Annotated in this window: 14 protein-coding genes; all 14 read right to left on the bottom strand. The window is 66.2% G+C overall.

Features of this window, described 5'->3' with window-relative positions:
• Positions 1-9 precede the first annotated feature (9 nt).
• Positions 10-468 carry a 3-hydroxyacyl-ACP dehydratase FabZ gene (gene fabZ / locus AC07M7_RS00895; protein WP_004150978.1) on the bottom strand — a complete coding sequence of 153 codons (459 nt, stop codon included), beginning with the start codon at positions 466-468 and terminating at the stop codon, positions 10-12.
• Positions 465-1,487 (bottom strand): UDP-3-O-(3-hydroxymyristoyl)glucosamine N-acyltransferase, encoded by a 1,023-nt coding sequence (gene lpxD, locus AC07M7_RS00890; RefSeq protein WP_495206545.1) that lies wholly within the window; start codon positions 1,485-1,487, stop codon positions 465-467. Before lpxD ends, fabZ begins: the two co-directional genes overlap by 4 nt.
• 376 nt (positions 1,488-1,863) lie before the next feature.
• Positions 1,864-4,227: an outer membrane protein assembly factor BamA gene (gene bamA, locus AC07M7_RS00885; RefSeq protein WP_495206544.1), complete on the bottom strand. Its 2,364-nt coding sequence runs from the start codon at positions 4,225-4,227 to the stop codon at positions 1,864-1,866.
• A gap of 74 nt (positions 4,228-4,301) precedes the next feature.
• Entirely contained in the window at positions 4,302-5,660 is a 1,359-nt protein-coding gene (gene rseP, locus AC07M7_RS00880; protein ID WP_046983141.1) for an RIP metalloprotease RseP, read from the bottom strand.
• 55 nt (positions 5,661-5,715) lie between these two features.
• Positions 5,716-6,906, bottom strand: a complete 1,191-nt coding sequence (locus tag AC07M7_RS00875; RefSeq protein WP_495206543.1) for a 1-deoxy-D-xylulose-5-phosphate reductoisomerase — start codon at positions 6,904-6,906, stop codon at positions 5,716-5,718.
• Positions 6,907-6,908: 2 nt separating this feature from the next.
• Positions 6,909-7,745: a phosphatidate cytidylyltransferase gene (locus tag AC07M7_RS00870; protein WP_012510511.1), complete on the bottom strand. Its 837-nt coding sequence runs from the start codon at positions 7,743-7,745 to the stop codon at positions 6,909-6,911.
• Complete coding sequence (gene uppS / locus AC07M7_RS00865) at positions 7,742-8,509, bottom strand: polyprenyl diphosphate synthase (protein WP_046983138.1); 768 nt, start codon at positions 8,507-8,509, stop codon at positions 7,742-7,744. The genes AC07M7_RS00870 and uppS overlap by 4 nt, the downstream gene beginning before the upstream one ends.
• 5 nt (positions 8,510-8,514) lie before the next feature.
• Positions 8,515-9,069: a ribosome recycling factor gene (gene frr / locus AC07M7_RS00860; RefSeq protein ID WP_004151064.1), complete on the bottom strand. Its 555-nt coding sequence runs from the start codon at positions 9,067-9,069 to the stop codon at positions 8,515-8,517.
• Between the two features lie 96 nt (positions 9,070-9,165).
• On the bottom strand, positions 9,166-9,894 hold the full coding sequence (gene pyrH, locus AC07M7_RS00855) for a UMP kinase (RefSeq protein WP_005408745.1): 729 nt from the start codon (positions 9,892-9,894) through the stop codon (positions 9,166-9,168).
• Between the two features lie 120 nt (positions 9,895-10,014).
• Positions 10,015-11,553 (bottom strand): GGDEF domain-containing protein, encoded by a 1,539-nt coding sequence (locus AC07M7_RS00850; protein ID WP_046983137.1) that lies wholly within the window; start codon positions 11,551-11,553, stop codon positions 10,015-10,017.
• Between the two features lie 281 nt (positions 11,554-11,834).
• On the bottom strand, positions 11,835-12,710 hold the full coding sequence (tsf, locus tag AC07M7_RS00845) for a translation elongation factor Ts (protein ID WP_046983136.1): 876 nt from the start codon (positions 12,708-12,710) through the stop codon (positions 11,835-11,837).
• A gap of 125 nt (positions 12,711-12,835) precedes the next feature.
• On the bottom strand, positions 12,836-13,639 hold the full coding sequence (rpsB, locus tag AC07M7_RS00840) for a 30S ribosomal protein S2 (protein WP_012510514.1): 804 nt from the start codon (positions 13,637-13,639) through the stop codon (positions 12,836-12,838).
• Positions 13,640-13,861: 222 nt separating this feature from the next.
• On the bottom strand, positions 13,862-14,560 hold the full coding sequence (locus AC07M7_RS00835) for a fimbrial biogenesis chaperone (RefSeq protein ID WP_478475027.1): 699 nt from the start codon (positions 14,558-14,560) through the stop codon (positions 13,862-13,864).
• Positions 14,560-14,775: a hypothetical protein gene (locus AC07M7_RS00830; RefSeq protein WP_046983134.1), complete on the bottom strand. Its 216-nt coding sequence runs from the start codon at positions 14,773-14,775 to the stop codon at positions 14,560-14,562. The genes AC07M7_RS00835 and AC07M7_RS00830 overlap by 1 nt, the downstream gene beginning before the upstream one ends.
• Positions 14,776-14,965 lie beyond the last annotated feature (190 nt).

Genomic DNA, 14,965 nt, shown 5'->3' with positions numbered 1-14,965 from the left:
TCCAGTGGATCAGCCCTTGGCGCCGGCGCACATGACTTCGGCCGAGGCAACGACTTCACCGTTGACCTTGGCTTCGCCGTAGTACCAGCCCATGTTGCGGATCAAGCGCTTCATCTGCACATCCAGCAGCAGTACGTCGCCGGGGACGACCTGCTTGTTGAAGCGGGCGTTTTCCACCTTGACCATGTAGAACAGCTTGGACTGCGAGTCGCGGCCGAGCGTGAGCTGGGTCATCACGCCACCGGCCTGGGCCAGCGCTTCGATGATCAGCACGCCGGGCATGATCGGGCGGCCCGGGAAATGACCCTGGAAGAAGGGCTCGTTGATGCTCACGTTCTTCTGCGCCAGGATGCGCTTGGCCTCGATGTCGAGCTCAAGCACCCGGTCGACCAGCAGGAACGGGTAACGGTGCGGGAGCAGTTCCTGGATCTGGCAGACGTCGATCGGAAGCTGCAGCGTGTCGTTCATTCTTTCTCCTTGCCAGCAGCCAGGACGCGGCGAGCCAATACGTCCAGCTGCTTGAAGCGCGCGGCGTTCTTGCGCCACGTGCGGTTATCGGTCAACGGGGTACCGGACGAGTATTCGCCCGGCTCATGGATGGAGTTGCGGACCACGGACTTGCCGGTGATCACGACCTTGTCGCAGATCTCGAGGTGGCCGACTACGCCGACGTGGCCGCCGAGCAGGCAGTAGCGGCCGATCTTGGCGCTGCCGGCGATGCCGGTGCAGCCGGCGATGGCCGAGTGCGCGCCGATCTGCACGTTGTGCGCGATCTGCACCAGGTTGTCCAGACGAACGTCCTCATCCAGCACCGTGTCTTCCAGCGCTCCGCGGTCGACGCAGGTATTGGCTCCGATCTCGCAGTCGTCGCCGATGCGGACACCACCGAGCTGCGGCACCTTGATCCACTTGCCGGCGTCCATCGCCAGGCCGAAGCCATCGGCGCCGAGCACGGCACCGGGGTGCACGCGGACGCGCTTGCCGAGCTTGACCCGGGTCACCAGGGTAACCCGGGCAATCAGTTCACAGCCGGAGTCCAGGCTGCAGTCTTCGCCGATCACGCTGCCGGTGCCGATGATGCAGTTCTCACCGACCACGCTGCGTGCGCCGATGGAGACGAACGGACCGATATGCGCGCTGGCCGCGACCTGGGCGCTGGGATCGATGACGGCGCTGGGATGGATGCCCGGCGGGCGCGTCGGCGCGATGTCGAACAGTGCAGCGATCTTGGCGAAGGTGGTGTACGGGTCCTTGGTCACGAGCGCGGCGCCGGGGGCGGCCTCGGCGTCTTCGGCACGCAGCACCACCAGCGAGGCGTGGCTGTCGGCCAGCTGCGCACGGTAGCGCGGGTTGGCGAGGAAGGTCAGCTGGCCTGGGCCGGCATGGGCGAGGGTGGCCACGCCATGGATGGCGGTGGCGGGGTCGCCATGGACCTGCAGGCCGAACTGCTCGGCGAGTTGCTGGGCGGTGTAGGTGGGAGTATTCACGGCGGGAGTTTAACGTGTGACGCCATTTCGGTCATGCAGGGTCAAAAGCGGCGCCTGCCTGATGTCCCGGGGTGATGGCGCAGGGGGCTGCCCAGGACACGCCGTAAACCCATCCCTGGGGGCTCGATGGCGCCATCCATGGCGCCAACGGTCCTGGTCAGCCCCCTGCGCCATCACCAGATGATTTCACGCGAGCGCGGGAAGTAACGGCGGCGGCGAGCAAGTAGAACGAAAACGCCGGGCAATGCCCGGCGCTTCGCACCCCGACTGGTGGAGAGCCCCCCTTTGTTAAGGGGGGCGCGCCAGCGGCGCGGGGGATAGGTGAAATGCGGGGGCAATTCACCGGAGGTGGATCAGTTCTGAGGAACGACGTTCCTCAGAACTGGCCACCGAACGTGAATTGCAGCCGCTCGACCTTGTCGCCGTCTTCCTTCTTCAGCGGGAAGGCGTAGCTGATCGAGATCGGGCCGACCGGGGCGCGCCACAGCAGGGCCACACCGGTGGACACGCGCAGTTCGTTGGCCTTGAAGTTGTCCACGCCGGTGTAGACGTTGCCGAAGTCGACGAAGGCCGACACGCGCGCCGACGGGCTGTCGAACAGGCGCGGGAAATAGGCTTCGACCGAACCGACGGTCTTCAGCGAACCACCCAGCGGCTGGCCTTCCGGATAACCGGCGGTGGCTTCACGCGGGCCGAGGGTGTTGTCCTCGAAACCGCGCACCGAGTTGGTACCACCGGCGTAGAAGTTCTCGTAGAAAGGCAGGCCCGATGCGGTGACCGAACGCAGGTTGCCATCCTTGTCCGGCACCATTGCGGTCTTGTCGCTGCCATAGCTGTCACCGTAACCAACTTCGGCGCGGGTGTTGATGACCAGCGACGGCATGATCGGCCAGTACTTGCTGATCTGGTAGTTCAGCTTGTAGTACTCGATGGTCGAGCCCGGCAGCGTCGTTTCCAGGCCAACGCGCTGGTAGGTACCGCGGGTCGGCATGAAGTAGTCGTTGCGCGAGTCGCGTGCCCAGCCCAGCTCCGTGCGCCAGGCATGGAAGGTCTTGCTGCCCAGTACGTTGATGTAGTCGATGATCGACTGCGGCGTCGAGCCCTGGTAGGTGGTGATCTGGTTGCTGTCGATGCCGAACATCAGCGAGACGGTATCGGTCTCGGTGATCGGCACGCCGAACACCACCTGCGCCGAACCATTGGTGCTGTTGTACTGCGCGGTGTTGAAGTCGGAGTAGTCCAGCTCGCGCCAGGACAGGTTGTAGCCCAGCGACACGCCGTCATCGGTGAAGTACGGGTTGGTGTAGCTGAAGCCGTAACGCTGCAGGTAGCTGCTGCGCGAGGCTTCGACCGACACGCGGTTGCCGCCGCCGAGGAAGTTGTTCTGCGACAGCTGCACCGAGGTGGTCATGCCGTAGGACTGCGAATAGCCCAGGCCGAACACGAAGCTGCCCGAGGTGGTTTCCTTGACGTTGTAGACGACGTCGACCTGGTCGTTGCTGCCGCTGACGGCCGGGGTTTCCACGTCCACCGACTCGAAGTAGCCCAGGCGCTGCAGGCGGATCTTGGAGCGGTCGATCGCGGCCTGCGAGTACCAGCTGTTCTCGAACTGGCGCATTTCGCGACGCATCACTTCGTCGGAGGTACGGGTATTGCCGCGGAACAGGATGCGGCGCACCGACACGCGCGGGCCGGGAACGACCTGCATGTTGATGGCAACGGTCTGCTCGGGGCGGTTGGTGGTCGGAATCGGGTTCACCTTGGCGAAGGCGTAGCCGATGTTGGACAGCGAATTGGTGATGGTATCCGAGCTGAATTCCAGCAGCGCACGCGAGAACGTGTCGCCGGATTTCTGGATCACCATGCGCTCGACGTCCTCCTGCGGGAGGATGGTGTCGCCGCTGACCTTGATCTCGGAGATCTTGTACTGCGCGCCTTCGGTCACGCCGGCGGTGAGGAACATGTCGCGCTTGTCGGGGCTGATCGACACCTGGGTGGAGTCGATGCTGAAGTCGACGTAGCCGCGGTCCAGGTACCAGGAGTTGAGCTTTTCCAGGTCGCCGGACAGCTTTTCCTTGGAGTACTGGTCGTCACGGCGGTACCACGACGCCCAGTTGTGCTCCTTGGACTCCCAGGTTTCCAGGATGTCCTTGCTCTCGAACTTCTCGGTGCCGACCAGGTTGACGTGGCGGATCTTGGCCGCCTTGCCTTCCTTGATGGCGATCGCGATGTCCACGCGGTTGCGGTCCAGCGGGCTCACCGTCGGGGTGATCTCGACGGTGTACTTGCCACGGTCGTTGTACTGGCGGCGCAGTTCCTGGGTCACGCGGTCCAGGCTCAGGCGGTCGAAAGTGCCACCCTCGGTCAGGCCGATGTCGGACAGGCCCTTGAGCAGCTGCTCGGACTTGATGTCCTTGTTGCCGGTCACGGTCAGCTTGTTGATCGCCGGGCGTTCCTTGACGGTCACCACCAGGATGCTGCCCTGGCGGTCCAGCTGCACGTCTTCGAAGAAGCCGGTCTTGTACAGGGCGCGGATGGTCTCGCCGACCTTGCTGTCAGTGACCGTCTCGCCACGTTCCACCGGCAGGTAGGTGAACACCGTGCCCGAGCTGATGCGCTGCAGGCCATCGACGCGGATGTCGCTGACAGTGAAGGGCTCGGCTGCCTGGGCAAGGCCGGGGGCGCCGGTGACGGCGGCGAGGGCGAGGGCCAGCAGGCGGCGATTGGGGAGTCGCGTCATGTCACGTCCGGTAGGAAGGTCGATTTCATTGGTGCGGGATGCCGACGCTGTAGACGGCAACAACGTGGAAAAGTTCATCGCGGGACCAGGCCGAGGATGTCGTTGTAGAACGCCAACCCCATCAGCCCGGCCAGCAACGCCAGGCCGATGTATTGGCCGGCGGCGATGGCACGCTCGCTCAGCGGGCTGCCCTTGACCAACTCGATAAGGTAATACAGCAGGTGGCCGCCGTCCAAGATCGGGATCGGCAGCAGGTTGATGATGCACAGGCTGAGCGACAACAGGGCAAGGAACTGCAGGAACCAGTCGAGGCCGCGCTTGGCCGAGACATTGGCCACGCGGGCGATGGTGACCGGCCCGGAAACGTTCTGCAGCGAGGCTTTGCCGGTGACGATGCGGCCCATCATGCCGAGCGAATCGGCCGCCAGGCGGCCGGTTTCACGTACCGCGACGGTGACCGAGTCCAATGGGCCGTAGCGCAGCAGGGTGTCGTAGGGTGGGCTGAATTTGGTCGGGAACTGAACGCCGATCTGCCAGGTGGGGTCGCCCTTGGCATCCTGGCCCTTGCGTGGCGTGACTTCCAGCGCCAGGCGCTCGCCGCCACGCAGGACCTCGATCATGCCCGGGCCGCCGGCACGCCCCAGCGCCTGGATCTCACCGATCACCTGGTCGGCGCCGTCGATGCGCTGGCCGTCGATGGCCACGATCAGGTCGCCCGGCTGCAGTTGCCCGCTGACGACCGAATCCGGGGTCAGCGATTCCACCAGCGCCGGCTGCAGCCACGACTGCCAGTACAGGCCCGCCAGGATCGGCACCCGTCGTTCATCGAAACCGGCTGGCAGCTGCGACAGCGGGAGGGTACGCACGCGCACCTGTTCGGCCGGGTCCAGTACTTCCAGCTTCACGTCACGGCGGTCCATTGCCGCGGCGGTCAGCGCCATGCTGGCCTCGCCCAGGGTCACCACCTGGCGCTCGTCCACGCGCAGCACGCGGTCACCGCTGCCGAGGCCGGCTGTGGCGGCGATGCCGCTGACGCGGCCTATGGTCGGCGAATAGTCCTGCTTGCCGATCACGAACATCGCCCACAGCAGCAGGATGCACAGCAGCAGGTTGGCGATCGGTCCGGCGGCGACAATGGCGATGCGCTGCCAGACCGTCTTGTGGTTGAAAGCCTGGCCGCGTTCGTGCGGATGGACCTCCACCTCGCGTTCGTCGAGGAACTTCACGTAGCCACCCAGAGGGATGGCGGCAATGGCGAACTCGGTGCCGTGCTTGTCGCGGCGCGACCACAGCGGGCGCCCGAAGCCGACCGAGAAGCGCAGCACCTTGACCCCGCACAGGCGGCCGATCCAGTAATGCCCGAATTCGTGGAAGGTGACCAGCAGCCCGAGGCTGACAATCATCCACCAGACCGATCCGATGAAATCAGTCATGCAGGCTCACAGTGGCGGGCAGGGGCGGCGTCGTCATGCTGGGCGAGGCGTTCGTTCAGGCGGCGGCGATGGTGTTCAGGGTGAGCTGGCGTGCCCGCTGGTCGGCGAACAACAGAACCTCAAGTGTATCGGCTGCTTGGGTCGGCAGTGTTGAAAGAGCGTTAGCAACCAGTTCCGGAATGGTCAGGAAACCGATCCGGCCCTGAAGAAACGCTGAAACCGCCTCTTCATTGGCGGCGTTCAGCACGGCCGGGGCGGTGCCGCCGGCCTGCATGGCCTGCCAGGCCAGCGCCAGGCACGGGAAGGCTTTGGTATCCGGGGCCTCGAAATCGAGCCGGCCCTGCGCCAGCAGGTCCAGCCCGGCCACGCCCGATTCGATGCGCTGCGGCCAGCCGAGGCCAACGGCCAGGGTGGTGCGCATGTCCGGCAGGCCCATCTGGGCCAGGGTCGAGCCGTCAACGAACTCGACCAGCGAATGGACCAGGCTCTGCGGGTGCACCAGCACTTCGATGCGCTCGCCAGGGATGCCGAACAGGTGGTGGGCCTCGATCACTTCCAGGCCCTTGTTCATCAACGTCGCCGAATCGACCGAGATCTTCGGGCCCATCGACCACTTCGGGTGGGCCACGGCCTGCGCCGGGGTGACCGCGGCAAGCTCGGCGCGGCTGCGGCCGCGGAACGGGCCGCCAGACGCAGTGAGCAGGATGCGGCGTACGCCGGCGCCATCGACACTGGCGTCGCGCGAGCGCAGGCACTGGAAGATCGCGCTGTGCTCGCTGTCGATCGGAATGATCTCGGCGCCTGCCTGCTGGGCGGTACGGGTCAGCAGTTCGCCGGCCAGTACCAGTGATTCCTTGTTGGCCAGCAGGATGCGCTTGCCGGCGGCGGCCGCGGCCAGGGTCGAGGACAGGCCGGCAGCGCCGACAATCGCCGCGACCACGGTGTCGCAGGCGTCGCTGGCGGCCAACTGGTCCAGCGCGGCATGGCCGGCGTGGGCCTCGGTGGACAGGCCGGCCTCGCGCAGGCCGTCGCGCAGCTCGGCGAACAGCGATTCGTCGGCGATCACCGCATGCGCCGGACGGTGCTGCCGGCACAATGCCAGCAGCGCCTGCACCTGGCGGCCGGCGGCGAGGACGGTGGCCTGATAGCGCTGCGGGTGGCGGGCGATCACGTCGAGCGTGGAGGCACCGATCGAGCCGGTGGCGCCGAACACGGCGACCCGGCGCAGGTGTGCGACAGCATTCATGGTCAGAACCCGAAGATTTCCTTGCCCAGCGCGAACACCGGCACGGCGGCAAGAACACCGTCGACACGGTCGAGCACGCCACCATGGCCCGGGATCAGGTGCCCTGAGTCCTTGGCACCGGCATGGCGCTTGATCAGGCTCTCGAACAGATCGCCCAGCACCGAGGCGAACACCGCCACCACCGAGGTGATCAGCAGGCCCGGCAAGTGTGCGATGTCGATGCCGGCCAGCCAGCCCAGGCCGACGGCCACGGCGACACCGGCCAGCAGGCCACCGAACAGGCCTTCCCAGGTCTTGTTCGGGCTGATGCGCGGGGCCAGCTTGTGCTTGCCGAAGTGACGACCAGCGAAATAGGCGCCTGAATCGGCGGCCCAGACCAGCGCCAGTGCGGCCAGCAGCCACAGGTGGCCCTGCTTGCCGGGCGGATCGCCGCCGGCGTGGATCAGTACCAACGCGGCCCAGGCCGGGACGATGGCCAGGGTGCCGGCCAGCATCTTCACGATCCGCGAGGGTGCCGAAGGCTGGGCACCGAAATTGAAGAAGCGCAGCCAGACCAGCGCCGCCAGCCACCAGGCAACGCCGGCCAGGGTGGTGATCTGGAACAGCACCAGCGTGCTGCCATCGGCCCAGACCAGCAGCACCATCAGCAGCAGGTTCAGCACCAGCAGCACGGTACGGGCCAGGGTGTCTTCGATCCCGGCCAGCTTCAGCCACTCCCACAGGCCGATCAGCAGCACGGCAGCTGCGGCGGCGGCCAGCCATTGGGTCGGCAGCAGCAGGATCGCGGCAATGGCGACCGGCGCCATGATCAGCGCGGCGAGGACTCGGGTCTTGGTCATGGGCTGGTGGTCTCGGTGGCCAGTGCGGCGATCTGGGCGCTGGTCAGGCCGAAGCGCCGCTCGCGGCTGCCATAGGCGTCCAGCGCCTGTTGCAGCAGGGCCGCATCGAAGTCCGGCCACAGCGCCTCGGTGAACCACAGCTCGGTGTAGGCCAGCTGCCACAGCAGGAAGTTGCTGATGCGGGTGTCGCCACCGGTGCGGATGAACAGGTCCGGCGGCGGCAGATCGGCCAGCGCGACCTGACGGCCCAGCAGCGATTCGTCGATCTGCTCCGGCAGCAGGCGGCCTGCCGCGACTTCGGCGGCCAGTTCGCGCGCGGCACGCGCGATGTCCTGGCGGCCACCGTAACTGGCGGCGATCGACAGGGTCAGTGCGGTGTTGTCGGCGGTGCGCTGCTCGGCCAGCTGCATGCGGCTGACCAGCCCGGCGCCGAAGCGTTCGCGCTCGCCGATGAAGCGTACGCGCACGCCACGCCGATGCAGCTCGTCCACTTCGCGGTCGAGCGCGCCGAGGAACAGCTTCATCAACGCGTCGACTTCTTCCTGCGGCCGGCCCCAGTTCTCGCTGGAAAACGCGAACAGGGTCAGCGCCGGGATGCCCAGTTCAAGGCAGCGCTCGATGGTGCGGTTGACCGCGCGCGCGCCGGCACGGTGGCCGATCACGCGCGGGCGACGGCGCTGCTGTGCCCAGCGTCCATTGCCATCCATGATGATGGCAATGTGGCGGGGCAGGGCAGCCGGCAACGGAGGCGGGACTGAAGGCATCGACTTCAGACCGACAGCAGTTCTTTTTCCTTGTCGGCGACGACCTTGTCGACGTCCTTGATATTGGCGTCGGTCAACTTCTGGATGTCGTCTTCGCCGCGCTTCTTCTCGTCTTCGCTGATCGCCTTGTCCTTGTCCAGCTTGGCGATTTCCTTGTTCGCGTCCTGGCGGATGTTGCGGATCGCGATCTTGGCGCCTTCACCTTCCTTCTGCACCTGCTTGGCCAGCTCCTTGCGGCGCTCTTCGGTCGGCGGCGGCATGTTGATGCGGATCGCGGTGCCCAGGGTGTTCGGGGTGAACTCGGCGTTGTAGAGACCCTTCTCGATCTCCTTGATCATGCTCTTGTCGAACGGCGTGACCAGCAGCGAGTGGGCGTCGGCGTTGGAGATCGACGCAACCTGGTTCAGCGGGGTGCTGGCATTGCCGTAGGCATTGACCGTAACCCGGTCCAGCAGGGCCGGCGTGGCGCGGCCAGTGCGGATCGAGGTGAGGGTGTGCTTCAGAGCGTCGATGCTCTTGGCCATGCGCGTCTGCGCGTTGTTCTTGATGTCGTTGAGCATCGCCCGGTCCTGGGTGTAACTGGAATCGGGCGATTATAGGCGAATACGGGACGCTGCCGGGCCTGAATCGACCCGCAGCTCGCCTGGCGCTCAGGCTCAGGCCGGATCGCGGCCCTGGACCAGGGTGCCGATGTTCTCGCCGTTGAGGATCTTCAGCAGCTCGCCCGGCTGGCCCATGTCGAACACGCGCATCGGCAGGTCGCTGTCGCGCGCCAGCGCGAAGGCGGCGGTATCCATCACTTCCAGGCCGCGGCGGATCACTTCGTCGTAGCTCAGGCTGTCGAAGCGGACCGCGTCACTGTGCTTGTTCGGGTCCTTGTCGTAGACGCCATCGACCTTGGTCGCCTTCAGCAGCAGGTCGGCGCCGATTTCGATGGCGCGCAGGGCGGCGCCCGAATCGGTGGTGAAGAACGGGCTGCCAACGCCGGCGGCGAAGATCACCAGGCGGCCCTTTTCCAGGTGGCGGATGGCGCGGCGGCGGATGTAGTCCTCGCACACGTCGTTGATCTTGATCGCGCTCATCACGCGGGCCTTGGCGCCCAGCTTTTCAAGGGCATCCTGCATGGCCAGCGCATTGATGACCGTGGCCAGCATGCCCATCTGGTCGCCGGTGACCCGGTCCATGCCGCCAGCGGCCAGGCCGGCACCGCGGAAGATGTTGCCGCCGCCGATCACCAGTGCCACTTCGGCACCGGCCTGCTGGGCTTCGATGACCTCGCGGGCCAGGCGGTTGATGATCTTCGGGTCGATGCCGTAGTCCTCATCTCCCATCAGCGCCTCCCCGGACAGTTTCAGAAGGATGCGGCGATAGGCGAGCTTGGACATAGGGACCTCGGGTGCGTGGAAATCGCGGGCGATTCTACGCGCATGCAGCGTTGCGCCAAAGTGTTTTGTGCACTGCGGCGCAAAATACCGGCGTTCACCCCGGTCATCCGGGGCGTTCGTTCAGCCCAGTTCAGCGCCGGCGGTGGCTGACAGCTCGTCGTGGCCGAGGGCGCCGGGCGAGCGGGCGATCACCCGGTTGCGGCCCAGGTTCTTCGAGCGGTACAGCACGTCGTCGGCGGCGCGCAGCAGGTCCTGCACGTCAGCGAAGCGCTCGTAGCCGCCCTGGGTGGCCACGCCGGCGGAGAAGGTGACGAACAGCGGGCCACCCTCGATCTCGGCCATCGGCGTGGCAACGATGTTGGCCAATACCCGGCGGATTACGTCCAGTGCCACCGACTCGCTGGTATTGGGCAGCAGTGCGACGAACTCCTCACCGCCAAAGCGGGCCACGGTGTCGCTGTTGCGCAGCTGGCCCTGCAGCTTGCCGGCGAAGGCCCGCAGCACTTCGTCGCCGGTCAGGTGGCCGTGGGCGTCGTTGATCTTCTTGAAGTCGTCGAGGTCGATGAAGGCCACCGACAGTGGCCAGCCCTGGCGGCCGGCGCGCAGGAATTCCTGTTCCAGCACCGCCTCCAGCTGGCGGCGGTTGAGTACGCCGGTCAGTGCGTCGCGGTGCGCCTGGTCGGCCAGGCGCTTGGCCCGGGCCTCGAATTCGTCGGCGCGGCGGCGTGCCTGGTCGGCATCCTGTAGTTCGCGCAGGTTGCGCAGGGTCGCCAGTTCCTGGGCGTGGTCGATCAGTTCGCGCACCCGCGACGGCGAGTTCAGTCCGGCCTCGAACAGGCTGGCGATGTCCGGCAGGGCGGCACTGATGCGGGCCAGCACCTGGTCGAAGCGGGCGCTGTCCAGCTCCAGGCGGTCGTGTACCTGCTGCAGGGCGCGTTCGCGGGCGGCGTCGGCATCGGTATCCAGCCAGATGTCGGCCACCGCGCCGGACAGCTGTACGCACGCCTGGAACGGCGATTCGGCAGCGCCTTCATCCTCGCTGTGGCTGATGCTTTCCACCAGGTAGCGCGGCAGGCCCCATTGTTCGGCCACCCAGGCGCCGACATCGGCGTGGCTGCAACCCAGTTCGCTGCGCTCGCGCGCCACCAGGTCGGTGTTGTCGCCGGCCTCGCGCAGCAGCGGCAGGTAGCGTTCCGATTCGGCCTGGGCCAGGCAGAGTACGCCGAGGTCCTGCAGCAGGCCGGCCAGCATGAGCTCCTCCAGGCGGCGCAGGCCGCGGGCCTGGCCCAGCTGGCTGGCGGCCAGTGCGCTGAGGATGCTGCGCTTCCACGCCCGCTGGCGCAGGTCATGATCGGCCCCAGCGCCACCGGTCAGGCCCTGTGTGACGGTGAAGCCGAGCGCGAGGCTGATCGTGGCGTTCAGGCCGAGCATGGTCAGTGCCTGGCCGAGGTTCTCGATCCGGCGGCGGCTGGCATACAGCGGCGAATTGGCGATGCGCAGCATGCGAGCGCTCAGCGCCATGTCGATGGCGATGATGTCGGCGGCGGTGGCGATGTCCGCTTCCGGGTCCTGGGCCAGTTCGATGATGCGCAGGGCAATACCGGGCGGCGAAGGCAGGTTGCGGCAGAGCGCCAGGGCAGCTGTCAGCTCGGGAGGCATGTCGGATCGTTCAATTCCATTAGGACAAGAATACCTAGGAATACATCACAGTCCGCGACTTTCGTTCCTGCTATGTGACTGTGGATTCCCTGCGCCGAGTATCGGCCTGATTCGCGCGCAACGCAAAGACCCTGGGTGCCGGTATGCGCACCAACGGTGCGCACCCACAGATATGGCAGAGATGGCACCAGCGGTGCGCACCTGTCACCGGGGCGGGCATAAAAAAAGAGCCGCGGTTCCCCGCGGCTCCTTCTGGTCGCATCACAGCCGGGAGGCTGGAATCAGACCTGCATCGCCTTGGCAACTTCGGCGGCGTAGTCTTCCACCACCTTCTCGATGCCTTCGCCGACGACCAGCAGCTTGAAGCCTGCCACGTCGGCGCCAGCGGCCTTGACCACCTGCTCGACGGTGGTGTCGCCCAGCACGTAGGTCTGGCCGTACAGGGTCACGTCGCTGACGATCTTGTTGATCTTGCCGCTGATGATCTTTTCCAGGATCTCGGCCGGCTTGGCCTTGTCCTTTTCGGACATCTTGGCCAGCTCGATTTCCTTTTCCTTCTCGACGAACTCGGCCGGGACGTCCGCAGCCTTGTTGTGCGGCGGCTTCAGGGCAGCCACGTGCATGGCCAGGCCACGGGCCAGCTCGACGTCGCCGCCGACCAGGTCGACCAGCACGCCAACCTTGCCGTTGGTGTGGACGTAGGCGCCGATGGTGTTGTTGCCATCAACCTTCACCATGCGACGGATCTGGATGTTCTCACCCAGGGTCTGCACGGCGGTGGCGCGGGCTTCTTCAACGGTGCGGCCATCGGCCAGCTTGGCAGCCTTCACGGCTTCGACGTCATTGGCGCCCGATGCCAGGGCGGCAGCGGCGACGGAATCGACGAAGTTCTTGAAGTTGACGTCGTTGGCGACGAAGTCGGTTTCCGAGTTGACTTCGACCAGCACGGCCTTGCCGCCATCCTGGGCCAGGCCCAGACGGCCTTCGGCGGCCACGCGGTCAGCCTTCTTGTCGGCCTTGGCAGCGCCGGACTTGCGCATGGCTTCAGCAGCAGCGTCGATGTCGCCGTTGGCTTCGGTGAGAGCCTTCTTGCATTCCATCATGCCGGCGCCGGTGCGCTCGCGCAGTTCCTTGACCAGGGAAGCAGTGATTTCCACGGGATTACCTCACGAAAGAAAGGGGTTGGGCCGGCATGGTGGCCGGCCCGTGTGACAGTGTCCTGTCGTCGCGCCATCGGCAGCGGACAGGACAGGTGGGCGCGTGGCGCCCACCGGGGCCTGGATCAGGCCTGGGCTTCGCCCTTGTCGGCAGCAGCCTTCTTGGCCGGAGCGCGGCGGGCCGGCTTGGCGTCTTCGGCCGGAGCGTCGGCGAACTCTTCTTCACGGACGGTGGCGGCGTGCGGAGCAGCAGCCTTGCCTTCCAGCACGGCGTCGGCGGCGGCGCGCGAGTACAGCTGCACGGCACGGATGGCGTCGTCGTTGCCCGGGATCGCGTAATCCACCAGTTCCGGGTTGTAGTTGGTATCAACCACGGCGATGACCGGGATGCCCAGCTTCTTGGCTTCCTTGATCGCGATGTCTTCGTGGCCGATATCGATCACGAAGATGGCGTCCGGCAGGCGGTTCATGTCCTTGATGCCGCCCAGCGAGGCTTCCAGCTTGTCGCGCTCGCGACGCAGGCCCAGCACTTCGTGCTTGACCAGCTTCTCGAAGGTGCCGTCGGTTTCACCGGCTTCCAGTTCCTTCAGGCGGGCAACCGACTGCTTGACGGTACGGAAGTTGGTCAGGGTGCCGCCCAGCCAACGCTGGTTCATGAACGGCATGCCGCAACGCTCGGCTTCTTCCTTGATGGTTTCGCGGGCGCTGCGCTTGGTGCCCAGGAACAGGACGGTGCCGCGCTTCTGGGCAACCGACGAGATGAAGTTCATCGCATCGTTGAACAGCGGGACGGTCTTTTCCAGGTTGATGATGTGGATCTTGCCGCGGGCGCCGAAGATGTACGGAGCCATCTTCGGGTTCCAGTAGCGGGTCTGGTGGCCGAAGTGGACGCCGGCTTCCAGCATCTGACGCATGGTGACCTGGGGCATTGCAATACTCCTGATATGGAACCGGCGATTCCGCCCGCGGGATAGAGGTATGCGGGACGCGTGGAAGCGCGGATGGTTCCGGGGTTGGGCTTCCCTGTTGCCTCCGTGGCCGAACTCCTTGCGGAGCACCCCGGCACGGATGGGGGCAGCAGGTGTGGATTCACCGGTGACGTCCGGTGTGGACGGGTTTCCCGCGCACGCATGCGGCAGGAATCCGGACGATTATAGCCCGCTCGATGCGCTGGCTGCAATCGCAGGGTCTGGCACGGCCAACTCGACCTCGCGCCCGTCCTGCAGCCGGGCCAGGAACCGGCCGCCAGTGTAGCCCTGGGCGCGCTGGGGCAGGGCCCAGCGGCGGACTTGGCCGGGCAGGATGTAGCCGGCCAGCCCCGGCAGCAGGAGGTTGCGGCGACCGCCATCGGTGATGAACGAGAGATCGTGGAGGCGGGCGTGCAAGGCGCCCGTGTTGTTCAGTCGCAGCACGGGTTGCGACATGCCCGGTTCGACGCGGGCATGCAGTCGCGGCTGCGCCACGGGTGCGGCCTGGCCACGGAAAAGCGGCAGCGAGTAACGAGGCAGGTCAGGTACATCTGGAGCCAGCACGATCCGGTAGGCCTGCTCGCCAACACTTGGCGCCGGCTGACGTGGCAGCAGCCAGATGCGTTGGCGTGCCCCGGGGGCGAGGTCCAGCTGCGTGGGGCTGGCCAGGATCTGGTCGCTGGGCCGCAATACTTCGGCATCGGGGTGCTGTTCCCACGCCAGTATGTGCACCTGGCCCTGCCAGCGGCTTGGGCCCGGGTTGTGCAGCCACAATTCGGCATGACCACCTTCGGCCGGCAGCTGCAACGTGGTCGGCATTAGCTCCAGCGCTGCGGCAGGCAGTGCCAGCAGCAACCCAAGCAGGGGCAGCAACAGGCGCATCAGTAGATGACGGTCACGGTGGGTGTTTCGTCGTCATCGGTTGCAGGCGGCACGAGCTCGCGGATCTGTGGCGGCAGCTGCGCTGCGTCGCTGCGCTGGTGGGGTACCGGGCAGCCGGCATTGCCTGTGTCAGCGCTGCAGGCTTCGACCACGGTAAGGCGGATCTGCAACGTGTTGCTGGGATCGGCCCACGCGGGCGTACTGGCGACCAGCATCGCCCCGATCAGAAGTGCGCGAACCACCTGCCATCCACCGTGCTTTAGGACTCGCTGCGCGGTATCGGCCGGATGCGCTGGAACTGTAGCAACTGTCTTGTCAGGCGGAGGCCCAGATGGCCTCCGCCTGACAAGACAGTTGCTACAGATCACTCAGGCAGTCGACTGCTCCCGGGGCAAGGGTGATGCG

The sequence above is a fragment of the Stenotrophomonas sp. GW821-FHT09E08 genome (genome assembly GCF_059416125.1).
Note: the sequence above shows the minus strand (reverse complement) of the source record. Positions and strands in the feature narration are given on the sequence as shown.